General features: G+C 66.2%; 22 protein-coding genes. 8 read left to right on the forward strand and 14 right to left on the reverse strand.

All coding sequences use genetic code 11. The annotated features are described in order from the left end of the window. Positions 1–37: 37 nt before the first annotated feature. From VJV41_RS08085 to VJV41_RS08100, 4 genes are all read right to left on the reverse strand, one after another. Entirely contained in the window at positions 38–1,384 is a 1,347-nt protein-coding gene (locus VJV41_RS08085; protein ID WP_325332776.1) for a HAMP domain-containing sensor histidine kinase, read from the reverse strand. 105 nt (positions 1,385–1,489) lie between these two features. Beyond that, positions 1,490–2,158 carry a response regulator transcription factor gene (locus VJV41_RS08090; protein ID WP_325332810.1) on the reverse strand — a complete coding sequence of 223 codons (669 nt, stop codon included), beginning with the start codon at positions 2,156–2,158 and terminating at the stop codon, positions 1,490–1,492. 54 nt (positions 2,159–2,212) lie between these two features. Continuing rightward, on the reverse strand, positions 2,213–2,596 hold the full coding sequence (locus VJV41_RS08095) for a heme-binding protein (RefSeq protein WP_325332777.1): 384 nt from the start codon (positions 2,594–2,596) through the stop codon (positions 2,213–2,215). Between the two features lie 170 nt (positions 2,597–2,766). Then, a complete protein-coding gene (locus VJV41_RS08100) occupies positions 2,767–3,336 on the reverse strand; it encodes a hemophore (RefSeq protein ID WP_325332778.1) in 570 nt (189 codons plus the stop codon). Between the two features lie 316 nt (positions 3,337–3,652). Here VJV41_RS08100 and VJV41_RS08105 point away from each other — a divergent pair, with 316 nt between their 5' ends. The 4 genes from VJV41_RS08105 to VJV41_RS08120 are packed head-to-tail and all read left to right on the forward strand — an operon-like array spanning position 3,653 to position 8,168. Further along, positions 3,653–6,538 (forward strand): MMPL family transporter, encoded by a 2,886-nt coding sequence (locus VJV41_RS08105; protein ID WP_325332779.1) that lies wholly within the window; start codon positions 3,653–3,655, stop codon positions 6,536–6,538. Continuing rightward, on the forward strand, positions 6,535–7,068 hold the full coding sequence (locus VJV41_RS08110; protein ID WP_325332780.1) for an XRE family transcriptional regulator: 534 nt from the start codon (positions 6,535–6,537) through the stop codon (positions 7,066–7,068). The genes VJV41_RS08105 and VJV41_RS08110 overlap by 4 nt, the downstream gene beginning before the upstream one ends. Positions 7,069–7,070: 2 nt before the next feature. Continuing rightward, positions 7,071–7,763: an alpha/beta hydrolase gene (locus tag VJV41_RS08115; RefSeq protein WP_325332781.1), complete on the forward strand. Its 693-nt coding sequence runs from the start codon at positions 7,071–7,073 to the stop codon at positions 7,761–7,763. A 9-nt stretch (positions 7,764–7,772) separates the two neighbouring features. Beyond that, positions 7,773–8,168 carry a CoA-binding protein gene (locus VJV41_RS08120; protein WP_325332782.1) on the forward strand — a complete coding sequence of 132 codons (396 nt, stop codon included), beginning with the start codon at positions 7,773–7,775 and terminating at the stop codon, positions 8,166–8,168. On the opposite strand, the gene VJV41_RS08125 is transcribed toward VJV41_RS08120, so the two are convergent. Then, the gene (locus VJV41_RS08125) at positions 8,165–8,854 is read right to left on the reverse strand and encodes a hypothetical protein (RefSeq protein ID WP_325332783.1); all 690 of its coding nucleotides are present in this window, start codon (positions 8,852–8,854) and stop codon (positions 8,165–8,167) included. The genes VJV41_RS08120 and VJV41_RS08125 overlap by 4 nt on opposite strands. Further along, entirely contained in the window at positions 8,851–9,447 is a 597-nt protein-coding gene (locus VJV41_RS08130) for a hypothetical protein (protein WP_325332784.1), read from the reverse strand. Before VJV41_RS08130 ends, VJV41_RS08125 begins: the two co-directional genes overlap by 4 nt. On the opposite strand from VJV41_RS08130, the gene VJV41_RS08135 reads away from it, so the two are divergent. After that, the gene (locus tag VJV41_RS08135) at positions 9,446–11,470 is read left to right on the forward strand and encodes a M13 family metallopeptidase (protein WP_414684908.1); all 2,025 of its coding nucleotides are present in this window, start codon (positions 9,446–9,448) and stop codon (positions 11,468–11,470) included. The two genes, VJV41_RS08130 and VJV41_RS08135, sit on opposite strands and share 2 nt — an antisense overlap. 271 nt (positions 11,471–11,741) lie before the next feature. Here the strand turns inward: VJV41_RS08135 and VJV41_RS08140 are convergent, their stop codons facing one another. Both VJV41_RS08140 and VJV41_RS08145 read right to left on the reverse strand, forming a co-directional pair. Then, the gene (locus VJV41_RS08140) at positions 11,742–12,761 is read right to left on the reverse strand and encodes a L,D-transpeptidase (protein WP_325332786.1); all 1,020 of its coding nucleotides are present in this window, start codon (positions 12,759–12,761) and stop codon (positions 11,742–11,744) included. Positions 12,762–12,904: 143 nt separating this feature from the next. Beyond that, positions 12,905–14,131: an MFS transporter gene (locus tag VJV41_RS08145; protein WP_325332787.1), complete on the reverse strand. Its 1,227-nt coding sequence runs from the start codon at positions 14,129–14,131 to the stop codon at positions 12,905–12,907. A gap of 63 nt (positions 14,132–14,194) precedes the next feature. Here VJV41_RS08145 and VJV41_RS08150 point away from each other — a divergent pair, with 63 nt between their 5' ends. After that, positions 14,195–14,584: a PPOX class F420-dependent oxidoreductase gene (locus tag VJV41_RS08150; RefSeq protein ID WP_325332788.1), complete on the forward strand. Its 390-nt coding sequence runs from the start codon at positions 14,195–14,197 to the stop codon at positions 14,582–14,584. Continuing rightward, positions 14,581–14,874: an MTH1187 family thiamine-binding protein gene (locus VJV41_RS08155; RefSeq protein WP_325332789.1), complete on the forward strand. Its 294-nt coding sequence runs from the start codon at positions 14,581–14,583 to the stop codon at positions 14,872–14,874. Before VJV41_RS08150 ends, VJV41_RS08155 begins: the two co-directional genes overlap by 4 nt. Positions 14,875–14,959: 85 nt before the next feature. Here the strand turns inward: VJV41_RS08155 and VJV41_RS08160 are convergent, their stop codons facing one another. Then, positions 14,960–15,250 carry a metal-sensitive transcriptional regulator gene (locus VJV41_RS08160; protein WP_325332790.1) on the reverse strand — a complete coding sequence of 97 codons (291 nt, stop codon included), beginning with the start codon at positions 15,248–15,250 and terminating at the stop codon, positions 14,960–14,962. A gap of 1 nt (position 15,251) precedes the next feature. Further along, complete coding sequence (locus VJV41_RS08165; RefSeq protein ID WP_325332791.1) at positions 15,252–15,857, reverse strand: DUF305 domain-containing protein; 606 nt, start codon at positions 15,855–15,857, stop codon at positions 15,252–15,254. A gap of 73 nt (positions 15,858–15,930) precedes the next feature. Between VJV41_RS08165 and ilvD the strand changes: the two genes are divergently transcribed. Then, positions 15,931–17,628: a dihydroxy-acid dehydratase gene (ilvD, locus tag VJV41_RS08170; protein ID WP_325332792.1), complete on the forward strand. Its 1,698-nt coding sequence runs from the start codon at positions 15,931–15,933 to the stop codon at positions 17,626–17,628. A 43-nt stretch (positions 17,629–17,671) separates the two neighbouring features. Here ilvD and VJV41_RS08175 read toward each other — a convergent pair whose 3' ends face one another. The 4 genes from VJV41_RS08175 to VJV41_RS08190 form a co-directional block, all read right to left on the reverse strand. After that, the gene (locus tag VJV41_RS08175) at positions 17,672–18,127 is read right to left on the reverse strand and encodes an SPW repeat protein (protein WP_325332793.1); all 456 of its coding nucleotides are present in this window, start codon (positions 18,125–18,127) and stop codon (positions 17,672–17,674) included. Between the two features lie 336 nt (positions 18,128–18,463). Continuing rightward, entirely contained in the window at positions 18,464–19,192 is a 729-nt protein-coding gene (locus VJV41_RS08180; protein WP_414684909.1) for an O-methyltransferase, read from the reverse strand. Beyond that, the gene (locus VJV41_RS08185; RefSeq protein ID WP_325332795.1) at positions 19,152–19,628 is read right to left on the reverse strand and encodes a TIGR04338 family metallohydrolase; all 477 of its coding nucleotides are present in this window, start codon (positions 19,626–19,628) and stop codon (positions 19,152–19,154) included. Before VJV41_RS08185 ends, VJV41_RS08180 begins: the two co-directional genes overlap by 41 nt. Continuing rightward, complete coding sequence (locus VJV41_RS08190; RefSeq protein WP_325332796.1) at positions 19,625–20,374, reverse strand: DUF2786 domain-containing protein; 750 nt, start codon at positions 20,372–20,374, stop codon at positions 19,625–19,627. Before VJV41_RS08190 ends, VJV41_RS08185 begins: the two co-directional genes overlap by 4 nt. Positions 20,375–20,379 lie beyond the last annotated feature (5 nt).

The following is a 20,379-nucleotide window of genomic DNA, read 5'->3' on the forward strand; positions in this document are numbered from 1 at the left end:
CGCAGGGGTGTGAGCCGCTACGCCGTCGCCGGCTGACTCAGCACTGATCGGCCGAATTGTCCGTCGGCTCAGGCGAAGTCGAGATCGTCAGGGTCGCACGCAGTCCGCCGAGCGGCCCGTCGGTGAGTTCGATGCGACCGCCATGCAGCGCCGCCTGCTGGGCCACCAACGCAAGTCCCAAGCCCGAACCGCCGGCGGCGGCCGTGCTGCCGCGGGAGAACCGGCCGAGCACCGTCTGATGCTCTTCGGCCGGCAGCCCACGGCCGTTGTCGTCGACGGTGATCGTCATCGTGTCGTCGGAGCGGTGCGCGGCCAACACGATCAGGCTGGCCTGACCGTGCGTCACTGCGTTGAGCACAAGATTGTCGACGGCCAGACGCAGCCCACCCGGCCATCCCCAGATGCCGCCGAGGTCATCGGCGGCCTCCACGACGATCTCGACATCGCCGGCGGTTCGCATGTTCTCGCGCGCGACGCGGTCGAGCATGTCTGTCACGTCGATGAGCTCACGGTCCTCGGCCTGCGCCAGCTGTCCGGAGGCCAGCTGTCCAAGCGCGGTGATTATCGCCTCCACGCGGCGCTGTGCACGCGAAAGATCCTGCACCACTTCGGCTCTCTCCTCGGCCGGGAGGTCGTGAATACGCAACGTGTCGAGGTCCGCGCGCATCGCGGTCAGTGGGGTACGCAGCTCGTGGGCGGCGTTGGCGGCGAAATCCTGGGCCGCCTGCAGCGAGTTGGTGGTCGCGCGCTGCGCGGCCGCCAACCGGATCAGCATCTCCTTCATCGCCTCGGACAGATCCTCGGCCTCGCGGACGCCGCGCACTTCGGGCATCTCATCACTGCCCTTGCCGAGCCGCTTGGTGTGTTCGGTCAGTCTGCGCAGCGGCCGGATCGCAGGACCCGCGAGCAGCCAGCCCAGACCGGCAGCGATCAACACCGTCGCCACACCGACGGCGGTGTACGCCGGAATCCTGGCGCGGTTCAGCAAGATACTGTCGGCCCGGATGCCCAGCGACATCAGCACGGCGCCGTGCTGATCCACCTCGATCGTGCGAACCCGGTACTCGACACCGTTGACCTCGACGGTCGCCGTGCCCAACGGCAACGGCGGCAACTGAAACCCGCGCTGGAACACCACCTGGCCGCTAGACCGCGAGCGTCCCGTCGTCAGCACCCCGCGATGCGGATCCTGCAATTGATCGGGATACATAGAGGCGTCGATGATCGAATCGAGGCGTCGATCCAGTTGCTGCGCATCGTTGTTCGCCAGCACCACCGAGGTCAGGATCGTGAATACCGCCACGACTGCGGCTGCGGCCGCCGCCGAGGCAATGGCCACCCGAGTGCGCAGGGACGCCGACCCGAGGAATCGCGGCAACCGCACCTACTGCTCGTCCCTGTGCTGGATGCTCGACTCGCGCACGGCTCGTCTTCGGTGCTGGATGCTCGACTCGCACACGGCTCGTCTTCGGTGCTTGATGGTCGACCCTCAGGCCTCGTCTCGCAGGACATAGCCGATCCCGCGAACCGTATGAATCACCCGCGGCAAGTCATCGCGTTCGAGCTTGCGCCGCAGGTAGGAGATGAACACGTCGGCGACGTTGGTGTCGACGTCGAAGTCGTAACCCCAGACCAGTTCCAGCAGCCGCTGGCGCGACAGCACCACGCCCGCATTCTCGGCCAGCACCGCCAGCAGATCGAACTCCCGCTTGGTCAGATCGACGCGCTCGCCGTCGACGAACACCAAGCGGCGAGCGGTGTCGATCGTCAACGGCCCGACCCTCATCGTGTCGGACGACTGATCGGAATGGCTCGACCGGCGCAGCAAGGCGTGCAGCCGCGCCACCAGCTCGCCCAGATCGAAGGGCTTGGTCAGATAGTCGTCCGCGCCGGCTTCCAGGCCCGCGATTCTGTCGTTGACGGTGTCGCGCGCGGACAGTACACAGATGGGAATGTCATTGCCCAATGCCCGCAGTGCTGTCACCACGGCAACACCGTCGAGTTCTGGCATTTGAACATCGAGAACCAACGCATCATGTGATTCGTTGGACAAGAGCCGCAGCGCCTCTTTGCCGGTCGCCGCGACCCGAACGTCAAAACCCGAATGCCGCAATCCGCGGGCCACCGAGGTACGCACGTCCGGGTCGTCGTCGACCATCAGCACCGTGCGGCTCACGCTTTCCGGTGCGGGCGTGTCGCCAACCCGCACGTACTACGGAATGGAAGGCGCCGGTGCCGAGCCGCAGCGGTTCTTCAGATCGACCAACGGCTGGCGGATGCCGGTCAGATCAGCCTTAACCGACGGGTTGCTGTTCAGGTAGTCCTGCACCTTGGAGCGGACCTGGTCGCGTGGAAGACCCTCGAGGCTGGTGAAGAACCAGTTCACGTCGGGATGCGTGAACAGGTAAGCGGACGTCGCAGCGGAGACGCCCGATGCGACGCCGGCCAGGTCGGCCGCGGTGCAGTTCGGCGGGTTCAGCGCCGGGTCGTCGGCCATCGCCGAGGGCAGAGCGCCAAACAACATCGCACCGGCGATCGCACCAGTACCGACCGCGCCAGCTACCGCACGTCGCGCGGTACGGGCCGAGAGCAACATGGACAGGCTCCTTCATATGAAGTGGAGAGGCCGCAACCATTAGCGGTTCCGACAATAAAAAGCTAAGCAGATTGGATGCCGACTTTCTTGCCTTGCGAATAACCAATCGCGAGAAAGTCCAAAACCGCAGCTCAACGGCATCGCCGGCGACGACGCGCGGCGCCGAGGTGTTAGCGCGTCGCGGTTGCGGCGGGCCCTGGAAGCGGGCCGGTGCCCGGCGAGACGGCCGAGGCCGGCGACGACTGCGCGGGCACCGCGGCGCCAGGAGCACCAACGGACTGCGCGGTCTGCAGCGCTCCCGGCAAACCACCGGGCAATGGGGTTCCCTGCTGTTGTGCGGCCTGCATGAGCCCCATCAGCTGAGGCAGGCTGATCGGTAGCTTGCACCGGGTGGACAGGTTCACCAGTGGTTGCTGCAACGCCTGCATGTCCTTGCCGACTTGCGGGTTGGCATCGAAGTAGCTCTTGATCGCGCCCAGCGACTGTGGCCCGGCCTGCTGCTGGGAGATCGTCGTCAGTGCCTGGTTGGTTTGGGGATGAGAGTCGAGGTAGGTACCGGTCGACGTGGCCACCGAGCCGACGGTTCGAGCGATCTCACTGGCAGCGCAGGGATCGGATGCTGCGGTCGCTGCCGGAACGGCGAGCGCGGCCACCGCGGCGCCGCCGGCGATGGAGGCGGCGAACACAGCGGCGATGCTGCGTCGCAGCGGCGTCGCGGTCAGCCCAAAGCTCGAAGACATGGACAACTCCTAACGGTTTGCGAACGGTTTAGCTGTCACGCAAACGCTTGACGATCGGACGGCAAAGGTCCCCGACGCCGAAACGGCCCGCGCACATACTGCCATCCCCGCCGCGAAGCTGGCCAATTCAGCAAGCAAACATGCAGCTAGAAGACGGCAAGCCCCCAGGTCAGGTAACGCTGTGCGGCGGCGGCGCGAGAAGCGTTAGAGCAGCATTAGGGCGTTGCTGAGGCCGGGGCACCTTACCTCACGCTGTTGTACGCTCACGCTACGAAACGCCGGGTAGAAAGCGGGGAGACTAGCCATCCAGCAGTTCATGATGCGCTTGAGCAGTAACCTGCGCAGATATCGCTGGGCGGTGTTCGCGGCTTGGCTGCTTCTTCTGGTTCCCGCGATTTATCTCGCGATGAACCAGTCCGGCCATCTCACCGGTGGCGGATTCGAGGTCGAGGGATCTCAGTCTCTGCATGTGCAGCGGGAGCTCGAAGCCCACTTCCCCGACCAGGGTGCCTCTCCCCTTGCGCTGGTCGCGGCGCCGCGCGCCGACGCGTCGTTCGACGACATGAACGCCGCGGTCGCGCATCTGGAACAGATCGCCGCGCAGGTGCCGAGCGTCAAGGTGGTGCCCAACCCGCAGCAGCCCGCTCCCCAGCCGGACCGTCCGTATGTCGTCTCGTTGCAACCGGACTTCAACAACAGCGGTGTCGTCGACATTGCGAAGCAACTGCGCGAAAAGGTCGGCATCAACGGCGATCAGGCCGGTGAGATCGAGAACGGCAAGGTCCGGCTGTATGTGATCGGCCAGGGCGCGCTGGGAGCCGCGGCGACATTGGCGACCAAGCACGATGTCGCGCAGGCCGAGCAGTGGAACCTTCCGATCGTCCTGATTGTTTTGCTCGCGGTGTTCGGCTCGCTGGCGGCCGCGGCCATGCCGCTGGTGCTGGGTATCTGCACGGTGGCCGTGACCATGGGACTGGTCTATCTGCTGTCCATGTACACGCAGATGTCGGTGTTCGTCACGTCGACGGTGTCGATGTTCGGGATCGCACTGGCCATCGACTATTCACTATTTATTCTCATGCGGTTCCGGGAGGAACTGCGCGCGGGCCGAGACCCCCAGCAGGCCGCCGACGCGGCCATGGCCACCTCCGGCTTGGCGGTGGTGCTGTCGGGGTTGACCGTCATCGCCTCGGTCACCGGCATCTACTTGATCAACACGCCTGTCCTGCAGTCGATGGCCACCGGCGCGATCCTCGCGGTCGCGGTGGCCGTGCTGACGTCCACCACCTTGACGCCCGCGGTGCTGGCGACGTTCGGCAAGGCGGCGGCGAAGCGGTCGTCGTACCTGCATTGGTCGCGCCGGCCGGAGACCACCCAGTCGCGGTTCTGGAGCCGGTGGACGGGCTCGGTCATGCGGCGGCCGTGGGCCTCGGCGTTGGCCGCGTCGGTCCTGCTGCTGACGCTTGCGGCACCGTCGTTCTCGATGGTGCTCGGCAACAGCATGCAGCGGCAGTTCGACCCGACCCATGAGATCCGCGGCGGCGTCAATGCGGCCGCCGAGGCGCTGGGTCCAGGAGCGCTCGGGCCGGTGCGCGTGCTGGTGACGTTCCCCGACGGCAACGCCGCATCGGCAGCGGTGAAGGAGCCGGCACTCGACGCACTGCGCCAGCGGATGGCGCAGGCACCCAACGTCGTCACCGTGGCCCCGCCGGTGTTCGGCGACGACTATCGCCGCGCGCTGCTATCCGCCGTGCTGACAGTCGACCCCGAGGACATGGGCGCCCGCGAGACGGTCGACTGGATGCGCGAGCAGCTGCCGAAGACGGCCGCAGCGGGCGCACGCATCGACGTCGGCGGTCCGACGGCGTTGATCAAGGACTTCGACGACCGGGTGTCGGCCACGCAGCCTGCGGTGTTCGGGTTCGTCGCATTGATCGCATTCGTGATGCTGCTGATCTCGATCCGGTCGGTGTTCTTGGCGTTAAAGGGAGTCCTGATGACAGTGCTGTCCGTGGCTGCGGCCTACGGCAGCCTGGTCGTCGTCTTCCAATGGGGATGGCTGGCCGACCTGGGCTTCAAGCCGATCTCGTCGCTGGACAGCACCATCCCACCGCTGGTGCTGGCGATGACGTTCGGGTTGTCGATGGACTACGAGATCTTCCTGCTGACCCGCATCCGGGAGCGGTTCCTGCAGACCAACAACACCCGCGACGCCGTCGCGTACGGCGTGAGCACCAGCGCCCGCACGATCACCAGCGCCGCGCTGATCATGATCGCGGTGTTCATCGGGTTCGCGTTCGCGGGCATGCCGCTGGTTGCGCAGCTCGGAGTCGCGTGCGCGGTGGCGATCGCCGTCGACGCGACCGTGGTGCGGCTGGTGCTGGTGCCCGCGTTGATGGCGATGTTCGACGAATGGAACTGGTGGCTGCCGCGCTGGCTGGACCGCATCCTGCCGTCGGTGGACTTCGAGAAGCCGCTGCCCAAGGCGGACATCGGCGATCTGGTCATCATCCCCGACGACATCTCCTCGCTGGGCCCGTCAGGGTCCGACCTGCGGATGGTGGTCAAGTCGGCGACGAAGCTGAAAAACCTTGCCCCCGATAGCATTACGGTGGCCGACCCGCTTGCTTTGGGCATCTGCCAGGAAGCGGCCAGCCTCAGCGGCCGGCTGTACCGCAACGGCATGTCCAACGGGTCGACCAAGACCGCCCCGGCCACACTGCGCGTGCATCCCGTGACGATGTGGCGCGGACGGCTCTCGGTCGCGCTCGACGCGCTGGAGACCGAGGCCGAGGCCGAGCGCGCGCCGGTGGAGCGGCGCAGCCCGATGGAGACCACCAACGTGCAGTTGCCCACCGGCGACCGGCTGCAGATTCCGACCGGTGCAGAGACGCTGCGGCTGAAGAGCTACCTGATCATGTGCCGGAACACCACTCGCGACTACACAGAATTTGCCGAATTGGTGGACGCGATGGAAACTCACACCGCCGCGGTAGTGCTGGCGTCAATGGACCGGTATTACTGTGGTGAACACGCGAGAAAGCAATGGGTCGCCACCCAGTTGGTGCGCCGCCTGGCCGATCCACAACCGTACGACGAGCACGACACCCGCATGTCGGGCCCGGACGCGGAGGCCGATTGGGCCAAGGTCAGGGAGCGCTGCCTTTCGGTGGCGGTGGCGATGCTGGAGGAGGCGAGGTGACGTTGGCCCCCGATATCCGGGACGCGCAGCGCGACGCAGTCTCCGCACGCAAACGCCAAGCGCCGCCGGCGCAGGGCCACAACCAGCCGGTCGACGACCGGCCGGTGGAGTTCTGGCCGACGTCCGCGATCCGCTCTGCGCTGGAGACCGACGACCTGACCGTCTGGCAGCGCATCGTCGTTGCAATCAAGCGCGACCCCTATGGCAGGACCGCGCGCCAGGTCGAAGAAGTATTGGAAACCGCACGGCCATACGGTGTTTCGAAGGCGCTCTCGGAGGTACTCATTCGCACCCGTGAACATCTCGAAGCCAACGAACGCGCCGAGGTAGCGCGCCACATTCAGGTGCTGCTGGAGCGGTCGGGACTGGGTGAGCAGGAGTTCGCGTCGCGCATCGGTGTACCCAACGACGACTTCGCGTCCTATGTCAATGGTCAGACCAGCCCCTCGGCGTCGCTGATGATCCGGATGCGACGCCTGTCCGACCGGTTCGCCAAGATGCGTAACCAGCGTCCGGGCACCCCCAACTAGCTATGCCGTATGCGCTGATCCCGGGAGCGGGTGGCAGCGCCTGGTACTGGCATCGCGTGACGCCCCTGCTGTCGGCTGCGGGCGCCCAGGCGATCGCCATCGACCTGCCCGCCGATGACGACACCGCCGACCTGAACACCTACGCCGACATCGTGGCAGACGCGGTGGCCGACGCGTCCGGTCCTCTGATTGTCGTCGGCCAGTCGATGGGGGCTTTCACCGCGCCGATGGTCGCCGAACGTCTGGCCGCAGCGCTGATCGTGTTGGTCAACCCGATGGTCCCGAAAGCCGGCGAGGCGCCGGGGCAGTGGTGGGAGGCCACCGGCCAGAAGGCGGCGATGGTGGAGCACTTTGACCGGATAGGGCTGGGCCGCAACGAATTTGACTCAGTCGAAGACTTCTTCCACGATGTGCCCACGGCGGTGCGTGACGAGGCGCTTAGCCAGCCGGAACCGCAGCAGTCCGATACGCCGTTCGAGCGGCCGTGGCCTATGCAGCGCTGGCCCGACGTCCCGACTCGGGTGGTGGTGGGCAGCGACGACCGGTTGTTCCCGCTGGAGTTTCAGCGGCGGGTGGTGCGCGAGCGGCTCGGCCTGGACGTGGATGTGATTCCTGGCGGGCATCTGGTCTCGTTGAGCCGCCCGCAGGAACTCGTCGACCGGCTCGAGGCCTATCGAGCGGCAACCGGGGTATAGGCGACGCCGATGGACATTGAGCGCATCCTGCGCGAGACCCGAAGCGTCGCGATCGTCGGCGTATCGGCCGACCCCATGCGGCCCAGTCATGGCGTCTGGAGGTATCTCCACTCGCGCAGTGATTACGACCTATACCTGGTGAACCCGACTATCAACGAAATCGACGGCACTCCGGTGTATCCGAGTTTGGCGGAGCTGCCGGTAGTGCCCGACCTCGTCGACGTGTTCCGGCGCCACGAACACCTACCGTCGGTGTTGGCCGACACGATCAAGGTGGGCGCCAAGGTGCTCTGGCTGCAACAGGGCCTATGGCATGAACAGGTCGCGCGTGATGGTGAGGCAGCGGGATTGCACGTGGTGATGGACCGCTGTCTCAAGGTCGACCACGCCCGCTTGGTCGGCTAGCGGGAGTGAATCGGCGACACGTCGTCGACCAGCCAGCGTCCGTCGGTCCTGGACAGCGCGACTCGCAGCGCGAGCACCGCGGTCTCAGGCGGCTTGCCGGGTGTGCTCTGCGTTGCGTGAAGGATCACCGCCACACTGGCAGCGTCCGGCCCGATCGCCTCGACGCCCGCCGAGACGGTGCTTGCCTGCGCTGAAACGTTCCTACTGGCCAAGTCCTTTGCGACATTGGCGAATTCGTTCTTGAATGCGTCGGCGGCCTTCGGCGACATCATCGACGTGACCCGGTCGATCGACGCGGTCGGGCTCTGCGGGGTGAAGGTGGCCGACGCCTCGGAGATACTGCTCGCGATGCCCACGACTTCGGCACTGTCGTTGTGCAGGTTGCGGTCGGGCACGGTCCATCGGGTGTAGCCGACGACGACGGCGGCCACCAGCGCGGCGGTCGCGACCGCAACGACGGCGAGCCGCAACCCAGGGCCGTCGTCGTCGGTGCCGACGGTCACCGCGTCGCGGCGGGCGAATGCGAAGTTGACGACGACGCCCTCGACGATCAACACGCACAGCACCGAGCAGACCGACACCCACCACAGCGGCCAGGCCGTCGCGATGCCGAGGTAAATCAGCGCAGCGATCGCCGCGATGGGCGCCAGAATGTCGAAAGACAGTACGCGCCAACGGTTTCTCATCGGATCGGCTCCAGCCGAGAGATCAGTAGCTTGCCGTCGACGTCGGAGACGTCCAGGCGCAGGTTCCAGCGCACGGTCTGCGGCTTGTCGCCTCCGGCGTTCTGGCTGATCGACGTTGCCACCACCATGACGGTGTCGGTGCGCGACGCGAAGGCCGACAGCTCGGGTTGCGGCTTGAGTGTCGGGGTGCCGTTGGGTCCTGGCGTTGCGTGGTGGATCGACTCCACGGCGACGGAGTCGACCTGGCCGGTGGTGCGCGCCTGCAGCGTCTGGACCAGTTTTCGGAAGGGGTCGACTGTCGAATCGAAATCTGCGTTGAGCTGACCGACCGTGCCCTCGTGCAGCTTGTGCATGTCGCCCTCGACGGTGTCCTTGTTCATGTTGATCAGCACGCCGGTCCAGTCCGCTGCGGCCTGCATGACGCGGGTCCGGTATCGAAGCTCGTCGACGTCGCTGCGGTGCTGCGTCCAGATCAGCCCGGCGAGCACAATCGCGGCCACGGCGAGCGCCGCAAGCACGGCTGAGCCGATCCCGAAGCCGGAAAAGACGGGACCGTCGCCGTCGCGGTCCGGGCTCTGCTCGTCGTCGGGCATGGGCGAGAGGCTACCTGTGGACTTCTGGAAGGATGTTGGGGTGACGGTTCAAGATCTCCGCTCGGGTATCGACCTGAGCCACGTCGACTCCGATGCCCGCCCCCAAGACGACCTGTTCGGCCACGTCAATGGCCGCTGGTTGGCCGAGTATCAGATGCCGGCCGATCGCGCGACGGACGGCGCGTTCCGGCTGCTGTATGACCGCGCCGAGGAGCAGGTTCGCGACCTGATCACTGGAGCCGCCACGGCGGCGTCGGGCGCATCCCAAGGCACCGACGAGCAGCGTGTCGGCGACCTGTACGCCAGCTTCATGGACGAGCAGGCCGTCGCCGCGCGTGGCCTGCAGCCGCTGCTCGACGAGCTCGCCACGATCGACGCCGCTTCCGACGCGACTGCCCTTGCCACCGTGCTCGGCGCCCTGCAGCGCACCAGTGTCGGCGGCGGCACCGGTGTCTATGTCGACACCGACTCGAAGAACTCGACGCGCTACCTGCTTCACCTCAACCAGTCCGGTCTCGGGCTGCCCGACGAGTCCTACTACCGCGACCAGCAGCATGGCGAGATTCTGGCGGCCTACCCGCAGCACATCGCGGCGATGTTCGCGCTGGTGTACGGCGGCGATCATTCCGAGACGGCGCAGCGCATCGTCGCGTTGGAAACCAAGCTCGCGGCCACACACTGGGACGTCGTCAAGCGCCGCGACGCCGACCTCACCTACAACCTGCGGACGTTCGCCGACCTGCTGACGGAAGCTCCTGGCTTCGACTGGGCGGGCTGGGTCGCGGCGCTGGGCACCACCCACGAGAAGGTGGCCGAAGTCGTGGTGCGTCAGCCCGACTACCTGACCGCGTTCGCCGCGTTGTGGTCCGGCGAGGACCTCGCGACGTGGAAGGACTGGGCGCGCTGGCGTCTCATCCATGCGCGGGCGTTCCTGCTGACCGACGAGCTGGTGGCCGAAGACTTTGCGTTCTACGGCCGCCGACTGAGCGGCACCGAACAGATCCGCGACCGCTGGAAGCGCGCCGTGTCCGTCGTGGAGAGCCTGATGGGCGATGCAGTCGGCAAGCTGTATGTGGAGCGGCACTTCCCGCCGGATGCCAAGGCGCGCATGGACGAATTGGTTGCCAACCTGCGCGAGGCCTACCGCGTCAGCATCAACGAACTGGAGTGGATGACTCCGGCCACGCGGGAGAAGGCGCTGGCCAAGCTCGACAAGTTCACGCCGAAGATCGGCTATCCGGCCAAGTGGCGCGATTACTCGAAACTGGTCATCGAGCGCGACGACCTATACGGCAACTACCGTCGCGGCTACACGGTGGAGTACGACCGTGACCTGAACAAGCTCGGCGGTCCGGTGGATCGCGACGAGTGGTTCATGACACCGCAGACCGTCAACGCTTACTACAACCCCGGCATGAACGAAATCGTCTTTCCCGCGGCGATTCTGCAGCCGCCGTTCTTCGACGCCGAGGCCGACGACGCCGCCAACTACGGTGGTATCGGCGCGGTGATCGGCCACGAGATCGGGCACGGGTTCGACGATCAGGGCGCCAAGTACGACGGCGACGGCAACCTCGTCGACTGGTGGACCGACGAAGACCGAGCCGAATTCGGCGCGCGGACAAAGGCTTTGATTGAGCAGTACGAAGAGTACGTGCCGCGCGACCTCAGTGACGGGCACCATGTCAATGGCGCCTTCACCGTCGGCGAGAACATCGGCGATCTGGGCGGGTTGTCGATCGCGCTGCTGGCCTACCGGCTGTCGCTGAAGGGGAAAGAAGCCCCGGTGATCGACGGGCTGACCGGTGAGCAGCGAGTGTTCTTCGGCTGGGCACAGGTGTGGCGGACGAAATCCCGTGAAGCCGAAGCGGTTCGGCGGCTTGCGATCGACCCGCACTCGCCGCCGGAGTTCCGGTGCAACGGCGTGATTCGCAACATGGACGCGTTCTACGACGCGTTCGAGGTCAGCGAATCCGACGCGCTGTACCTTGAACCGCAGCGGCGAGTGCGGATCTGGAACTAGCGCCCGTAGGTCAGCCGGCTCGTTCGAAGTCATCGACCTCGGACCAAGCCGGCTTGTAGTTGAAGACTTCGAATCCCTCGCTCGTCAGGCGCAATCCAGGTGATATCAGCTGCAGCACGAACGAGACGACAAAGGACCCGAAGAGAGCGAGGAGACGCACTCCGCCGACAGGGGCACCTGTGCGAAGTGCCCACATAGGGGCAACTAAGTCGCCGGTAGCGGCAATGTCGCTGTCAGTCAGGCAATTTCACACGTACGCCGAGGAACTCGGCTAGAACATCTGCCAGTCTGACGCGCCGTCAGGCTTGTTGTAGGTGCCCACGGAGTTCTTCACGACGATCGGGTCGCCGCTGCCGAAGTTGTCGTAGAACCACTGCGCGTTCTCCGGGCTGATGTTGATACAGCCGTGGCTGACATTGCGCTTACCCTGATCGGCCACTGACCACGGCGCGCTGTGCACGAAGTTGCCGAGGTTGTCGATCCGCACGGCGAGTTTGACGTGCACCTTGTAGCCGTCGGGCGAGTCGCTCGGCACGCCGTAGGTCGCCGAATCCATCACGATGTCCGGGAACTTCTCCAGCACGTAGTACGTGCCGTTCGGGGTGTCGTGGCCGGTCTTACCCATGGACACCGGGAAGGTCTTCTCCAGTTTCCCGTTACGCATGATCTGCATCTGGTGCGTGCTGTTGTCGACGGTGGCCACCAGCGAATCACCGGTGCGGAAGCTCGACTTCGTGCCACCCGCGTCGATGTTGACGACGGTATTCGCCGGCCAGAAGTCCTGGGGCCGCCAGCGCACCTGCGAATCGCTCGTCCAGTAGAACCTGCCCGGCACCGGCGGGACCGACGAGATGTGGATGGCCTGCTCGGCCATCGCCCGGTCAGCGATGGGGCGCGCGAAGTTGATGTAGATCGGCTTCGCGACACCGACCATGGAGCCGTTCGTCGGGTTGAACGACGGCGGCGCGAACACCGGCTGCCCCGTATATGGCGTCGGGTTCTGGCCCGCCGGCGTGCCCTCGGGGATGGCCATCGGCGCGGCGGCCGGCGGCGCCAGCGGATCCGCCGGGGGCGGGAAGACGAATGGATTGGCCGGAGGTGCCGGAGGTGCCGGCGGCGCCAGCGGGTCCACCGGCGGTGGGGCATCGGCCGCGGCCGGGTCGATGGGCGCGGGAGGCGGTGGCGGCATTTCGGGGTCAGCCAGTGCGGACGGATTTCCTAGCGCTAGTCCCCCGACCAGTCCGGCCGCGAAGATCGCGGTGATCAGCCTGCCCCTCATCCGCCGTCGCATACATCAACCTCCAGTCACGATCTTGGTCCAGTGTGTCACAGCGCAAAGACCAGTTACCGCCACGACCGTTCTGCTTGATCCCCGACGACCGCCCGGCTCACGCCGCTGAGCTGCACTGTTAATCCGGCTGGCCGTGGCCGACGTTACTTCTTGCTGGTTGGCTGAGGAATCTCGAACAGGCCACGGGAGGCGGCTACACCGGCGAGCGCGACGAACACCAGGGCCGTCGACGCCGCGATCATCGCCGCCAGGCCTACGCCTTCGTAGAGCAGTCCACCCGCTAGTGAGCCCGCCATGATTCCGACCTGGAATGCGGCGACATACAGCCCCGATGCCCCATCGGGGTCGTCGGGTGCGGTGCGCATGGCGGCTGATTGCAGCATCGGCGGCAGCGCTGTGGAGGCCGCCCCCCACACGACGACCGCTGCGATGCCGACGACCAGCGCGGCGAGCCCGGCCCGTGCGTCGACCGCCAGCCACGTCAACACCGCGAAAGCCGCCGCGAGCGCGCCAAGACAGCCCACTACCGAGGCGGTTGGCCGCTGATCCAGCGGCCGGGCCATCAATGACATCGAGATCAGTCCGGCGATGCCGAACGCCGCGAGCAGCCAGGCCAGCTGGGCGCCGTGCACACCGACCACGTCGCGGATGATCACGACGATGAACGTGTAGGAGATGAAGTGGCCGGTGACGCCGACGAGCGTCAGCAGCGACAGCTTCACCAGTCGGTCGTTGCGGCGATGGCGCTCGCGACGGCGCACGGCGCCAGGTTCGTCGTCCGACATCGCCATCGGCGGAAGCGCGACCCATGCGGCGGCTGTGACGACCGCGGCGGCGACGGTGACCACTACGACGGCCAGCCGCCAGCCCCACAGTTCGCTCATGGCCGCCGTCATGGGATTTCCGACGACGAGCGCGAGGCTGGTCCCGGCATAGACCGCAGTGGTGGCGCGACCGGCATGCGTGGCGGGCACGAGGCGGACGCCGATGGGCGCGATCACCGACCACATCAGCCCGTGAGTCAGCGCGCACAACACCCGACCACCGGCCAGCACCGCAAAGTTGGGAGCCAGCGCCGAAATAATTTGCGACACAGTCAAACACACCAAAGTAAGCAGCAGCACACGACGCCGCGGCCAGTACGCGGTCAGCCGCACGAGCGGAACCGTGGTGACGGCGGCGACCAACGCGTAGCTCGCCATCAAGGTGCCGACCAACCCCTCGCTCACGCCGAGGTCGAACGCGATCGCCGGCAACGCCCCCACTGGCACGATCTCGGCCGTGACGTAGACAAACGCGGCCGCCGCCAGCACCGCCAGCTGTACGGTGATCTGCGGCGTCCACCCGCGGGTGGGGCTGTCGACAGTCATGTGGGAAGTCACGGTATCGGCTCAACGTTGCAGTGCGCGGATACCGAACCGAAAGGATGCGCGATGGTTGCCATTCCGAGTGGCTACGAGATTCTATTGGAACGTCCGCTGTACGGACATCTGGCCACGACGAGGCCCGACGGCAATGCTCAGGTCAACCCGATGTGGTTCGACTGGGACGGGGAGAAACTTCGCTTCACCCACACCACCAAGCGGCAGAAGTACCGCAATATCGAGGCCAATCCGCACGTGGCGATGTCGATCAGCGATCCCGACAACCCATACCGCTACCTCGAGGTGCGCGGAGTGGTGGAGGAGATCGTCCCCGATCCGACCGGCGCGTTCTACCTGCATCTCAACGACCGCTACAGCGGCCCGTTGGCAGAGGCGCCGCCGGACAAGGCCGACCGGGTGATCCTCGTCGTGCGGCCGACCGGGTTCACCAAGCAGTGATCGTCGCCTTCAGCGTGAGCCCATCCGGGGGCGATACGAGCGTGGGCGCCGCGGTCGCAGAGGCGATCCGGGTGGTGCGGGCGTCGGGCTTACCCAACGAGACCAACGCGATGTTCACCAACATCGAGGGCGAGTGGGACGAGGTTATGGCGGTGGTCAAGCAGGCCGTCGAGGCCGTGGCGGCCGTATCGCCCCGGGTGAGCCTTGTGCTCAAGGCCGATATCCGGCCCGGCTACAGCGGCCAGCTCACCGCGAAGGTTCAACGCATCGAAGAGGCACTGGGCGACTAGGACCGCACCAGGCGGGCCGAACGTTCCTTACCGCTCGAATTTTCGGCGAATTTTCGAGTGGTACGGAACGTTCGCCGGGTCGCGACTAGGACCGCACCAGGCGGGCAATGGCCGCCGACGCTTCGGCAAGTTTGGCGCCGGCATCGTCACCACCTTCGGCGACGGCTTGCGTGACGCAGTGCCCGAGGTGCTCCTCGAGCAGTCCGAGCGCGACCGACTGCAAGGCGCTGTTGACGGCGCTGATCTGGGTTAGGACGTCGATGCAGTACTTGTCCTCGTCGATCATCTTCGCGATGCCCCGGACCTGACCTTCGATCCGGCGCAGCCGCTTGGCGTAGTTCTCCTTTTGCTGCGAATAGCCATGCACCGCAGTCATTTCAGCCTCCCAGCATCTGCTTCATCTGGCCGATCTCGGCTTCCTGAGTGGTGACTATGTTCTGGGCCAGCGCCTTGGCATCGGCGTTGTCGCCGTTGGCGATCTCTGCCTTGGCCATTTCGATCGCTCCCTGGTGGTGGCTGATCATCGACTCCAGCCACAGTTTGTCGAACTCGGCACCGTTGAGCGACTTCAATTTCGACATCGTCGCCTCATCAACCATGCCCTGCATGGCGTTGCCGTGTCCGGCGTGTCCCGAGTTGGTGTCGGGGTTCTCGTTCCACTGCACCAGGAACACCTTCATGACGTTGATCTCCGGTTGCTGGGCGGCAGAGATCTGCTGGGCCAATGTATTGAGTTGCGGGTTCGTGGAGCGGTCGGGAACCAACGCCGAGAGCTCGATGGCCTGTTGGTGATGCGGAACCATGTTGGTGGCGAACGCGACGTCGTCAGCGTTGTAGCCGGCCGGCTGTGCGGTGATGACGGGGGTTTCCGTGGTCGAGTGATCGGCGTGGCTGTCGGGCGCCTGGCTGCTGCACGACGACAGGAGCAGCGCGGCGGCCGCGGCGGTCAGTGCCGCGATTACGCGAGCGGTGATCGGCATCATGTCGCCAAGGGTACCCCGTGGGGGTATTGACAATGGTTTTGGCCTGTTCAAACACCAAGGGCATACTTGAGCGATGCCCTCAGGTCCTGACATCAAGCCCCGCAGTCGCGACGTCACCGACGGCCTCGAGAAGGCCGCCGCCCGAGGCATGCTTCGGGCGGTAGGAATGGGTGACGAGGACTTCGCGAAGCCGCAGATCGGTGTCGGCTCGTCGTGGAACGAGATCACTCCCTGCAACCTGTCACTGGACCGGCTCGCCAAGGCCGTCAAGGAGGGGGTGTTCGAAGCCGGTGGCTATCCGATGGAGTTCGGCACGATCTCGGTGTCCGACGGCATCTCGATGGGCCACGAAGGCATGCACTTCTCCCTCGTCTCGCGTGAGGTGATCGCCGACAGCGTCGAGACCGTCATGCAGGCCGAACGCCTCGACGGTTCGGTGCTGCTGGCAGGATGCGACAAGTCGTTGCCCGGCATGCTGATGGCCGCCGCCCGACTCGACCTGGCCAGCGTCTTCCTCTACGCCGGGTCCATCCTGCCGGGCATCGCGAAGCTGTCCGACGGTACCGAGAAGGAAGTGACGATCATCGACGCGTTCGAAGCCGTCGGCGCGTGCGCGCGCGGGCTGATGCCGCGTGAGGACGTCGACGCGATCGAGCGCGCCATCTGCCCCGGCGAGGGCGCCTGCGGCGGCATGTACACCGCCAACACGATGGCCAGCGCCGCCGAGGCGCTTGGGATGTCGCTTCCGGGCAGCGCGGCCCCGCCGGCCACAGACCGCCGCCGCGACGGATTCGCCCGCCGCAGTGGGCAAGCCGTCGTCGAGCTGCTGCGCAAAGGCATCACCGCACGCGACATCATGGTCAAGGAGGCGTTCGACAACGCGATCGCGGTGGTGATGGCGTTCGGCGGCTCGACGAACGCCGTGCTGCACCTGCTGGCCATCGCCCATGAGGCCAACGTGAAGCTGGCTTTGGAGGACTTCACCCGGGTCGGCGCGAAGGTGCCGCATCTGGCCGACGTGAAACCCTTTGGCAGCCATGTGATGACGGATGTCGACCGCATCGGTGGCGTGCCCGTCGTGATGAAGGCACTGCTCGACGCGGGACTGTTGCACGGCGACGTGATGACAGTGACCGGTAAGACCATGGCCGAGAACCTCGCACACATCGCGCCGCCGGACCCCGACGGCAAGGTGTTGCGGGCGCTGAACAATCCGATCCACCCCACGGGCGGCATCACGATCCTGCACGGCTCGCTGGCACCCGAAGGTGCCGTGGTGAAATCGGCGGGCTTCGATTCGGATGTATTCGAGGGCACCGCAAGGGTTTTCGAACGTGAACGCGCCGCTTTGGACGCCCTCGAAGACGGCACCATCACCGCGGGCGACGTCGTGGTGATCCGTTACGAGGGCCCCAAGGGCGGACCTGGCATGCGCGAGATGCTCGCGATCACCGGCGCTATCAAGGGCGCCGGCCTCGGCAAGGATGTGTTGCTGATGACCGACGGCCGGTTCTCCGGCGGCACCACGGGACTGTGCGTTGGGCACGTTGCCCCCGAGGCCGTCGACGGCGGGCCGATCGCGTTTCTGCAGGACGGCGACCGCATTCGGCTGGACGTGGCCAACGGGACGCTCGATGTCTTGGTCGATCCGGCCGAATTCGAAGCGCGCAAAGCCGGTTTCGAGCCGCTGCCACCGCGTTACACCACCGGCGTGCTGGCCAAGTACACCAAGTTGGTCGGCTCGGCGGCCGGCGGCGCGGTCTGCGGCTAGAGCGGCCGGCCGGGGTGGCCCCGGCCGGTCTTGTCGTGTCTAACTAGTGTTCGGAGCCGGGCCTGCGCATTCCCTCGAAACCGCGTACGCGCATTCCGAAGTACACGGCGTAGAGGCCGCATACGGCGATCAACGCACCGCAGATCACATGTAGCCAGATCATGCCCGCGGTCGGCGACGCGACAAAGATCCACGGTGAGATGAAGAGCCATACACCGAAGACCGGAAGAGTCCACGTCATGCCGTGGGTACGGTCCAGTGCCGACCCGAAGCACATTGCCATGACAGCGACTGTGATTCCTACGATCAGATCGTTGGCAGGCAGCCGCGTGTAGGCGTCAAAGCCGACGATATGCGGTGACAGGGCAACGAATATCGCCGTCAGCAACGTCAGGCCGAAGGTGGCCTGCGCGGCCATCGACTCGGCGGCGCGGTCGTAGCTCGCGCGCAGAGCCAATATGTCAGGATGCTGATCGATTGATGCATGGGATGTTGTCATTTCGTTTCCTTTCTGTTATCTGGCAAAGGTTTTGAAGCTTTCGACACCCATCCATCACCTTCAGATTACGCTCATTCGCGCAAAGCCAGCGGATCGTCTTACTCGCCGCCGAAGTGGTCGTACGAGGGCGGGCAGGGATCCCGCGAGGTGGCTCATCTCCTGCGCGCAGTGCGCCATCAGGTCACGAGGTTCGGGGAGCTGGCGCGCCGAGACGGGCCGAATCGCCGTGTCCCACCTATCCAGAACCGTGACCGCCCGCCGTTCATCCAAGCTGTTGGATGTCAACGCGGCTCGACGCGAAGGGGCTGACCGAACCCCCCGCTTCACAGTCGCGAGTCAGCTGAGTTCGGCCGGTTTGACGATCGCCACCGCGAAGCCGTCCCAGCCCTTGGTGCCGACCGTCTGGATCGCCGCCGCGTCGAGCCGCGGGTCGTCGCCCATCATCTGCAGCATGTCACGCACGGCGAGGGCTTGGTGATCGTCGGGTGCCGGTTCGAGTACCCGACCGAACCGGGCGATGTTGTCCACCACGATGATTGCGCCGGGTGCGGCGAGCTTGATCGCCCACTCGACATAGGCGACGTTGTTCTCCTTGTCGGCGTCGATGAAGATCAGGTCGAACGTCTCGTTGCGCTCTGCCAGCTGGGGAAGGGTGTCCAGCGCGGCGCCGACGATCACCTCCACGCGGTCGTCGACTCCGGCGCGGGTGAGGTTCTGGACCGCGACCTCGGCGTGCCGTGGTTCGTATTCGAGCGTCACCACGCGACCGCCCTGGCCGACGCCGCGGGCCAGCTGGATGGTGCTGTAGCCGGCTAACGTGCCGATCTCGAGCGCACGGGTGGCGCGCATCGTCGTCGCGAGGAGAAGCAGCAGCTTTCCGTGTTGCGCCGACACCTCGATCGCCGGCATGCCGGCGGCGGCGGCGGACTCACGCGCGGCCTTCAGCGCGTCGTCCTCCGTGCGCAGCACACGATTGAACAGCTCATCGAGATCTTTCGGATCCGGTTCTGCCACGGCACAAACGTTATCGCGCGCCCTGTTTGGCGTACACCACCCGCAGCACATGGCCGACCTCCGGACCCATGACGACGTCCGCGAGTTCGCAGAAAGTGGCGACGAACTCCGGTCCGTGCGCAGGTTCGGCGTCGTTGAGGTGGTGGGCGATCTCGTGCAGTACGACCAGTTCGCGCAGCGCCCAGCTGGTGCGCCGGTCCGGCACCGCGATCACCGCCTCGTCGTCGTGACGTTCGTAATGCGCGGCGGTGGCCCCTCGGCGGGCACGCACAGTCAACCGGCGGTCCCGGCCGACGTGGGCCAGCACGTCGTCGACGTACCGCTGCACCGAGGCTGCCGAAGAGAACCGGCCCTCAGGCGGGAGCGTCAGCTGGGTTCCGAAGAAGTCGACGACCCGGTTGCCGTGTTCGGCGGCCCGGTCGAACAGCGTCCGGACGAACTCCTCTGCGGCGTAGACCTTTGCCCGCTGACTATCGCGGGGCGTCACTTCCTCAGTGCGCCCCTGGCGCCGGCCAGTTCGGGACTGTTGCCCAGCCGCGCCCGCCTGCCTGCGCGATCACCCGCCCGCCGCGCCGCCGACGAGTACCCGGCCGTCGCGCTCGTCGCTCGCCAGGTGCCGCGGGCCGCGGAGGACTGACGGTAGAAGTCCTTGAGCTCGATGTCCTTGTCGCGCAACGCGATAGCGGTCCCGGGTTGACTGTCGCGGCCCTTGGTGGCGTCCCGCTGCGCCTCCTCGCGCGCCTCGGACAGCCGTTGGCCGATGCGGGCACCGAACGCGAGCTGGAAGTTGATCCGCGCGGTGATCGTCGGCGTCGGCCGGTGCGCCCCTGACGAGATGTAGACCTCGGACGCCCTCACCATCTGCATCACCAGGCTGGCGTACAGCGCGTGACTGGCGTCGATGTCCTCGGCGAAGCCGTACGCGTAGACGAATGTCGAGTTCGAGGCGACGTCGCACTTGACGTCGTTGGCGTTCGCGATCACCACGAACAGCTGCACATACGTCCGCAGGCCCCGGGTGCCGGCGTTGCCGATCGTGATCGTGCGCTGCACAGGCATCTGCGACTTGGTGCGCTCGGCCGAATGCGCCCGCGCGACCGCCAGGTCGATGGACGTCGCAGTGGCGAGGCGCTGCGCTGCCGCCATGAACGCCTCGGCCTCATGCGCGTTGTCGGTGCCCTCGGCCTGGCGCAACAGCGCGGCAATCCGGGCGAGCATCTTGTCGTCACTCATGGCGC

This window comes from Mycobacterium sp., from assembly GCF_035274705.1.
GTDB lineage: Bacteria > Actinomycetota > Actinomycetes > Mycobacteriales > Mycobacteriaceae > Mycobacterium.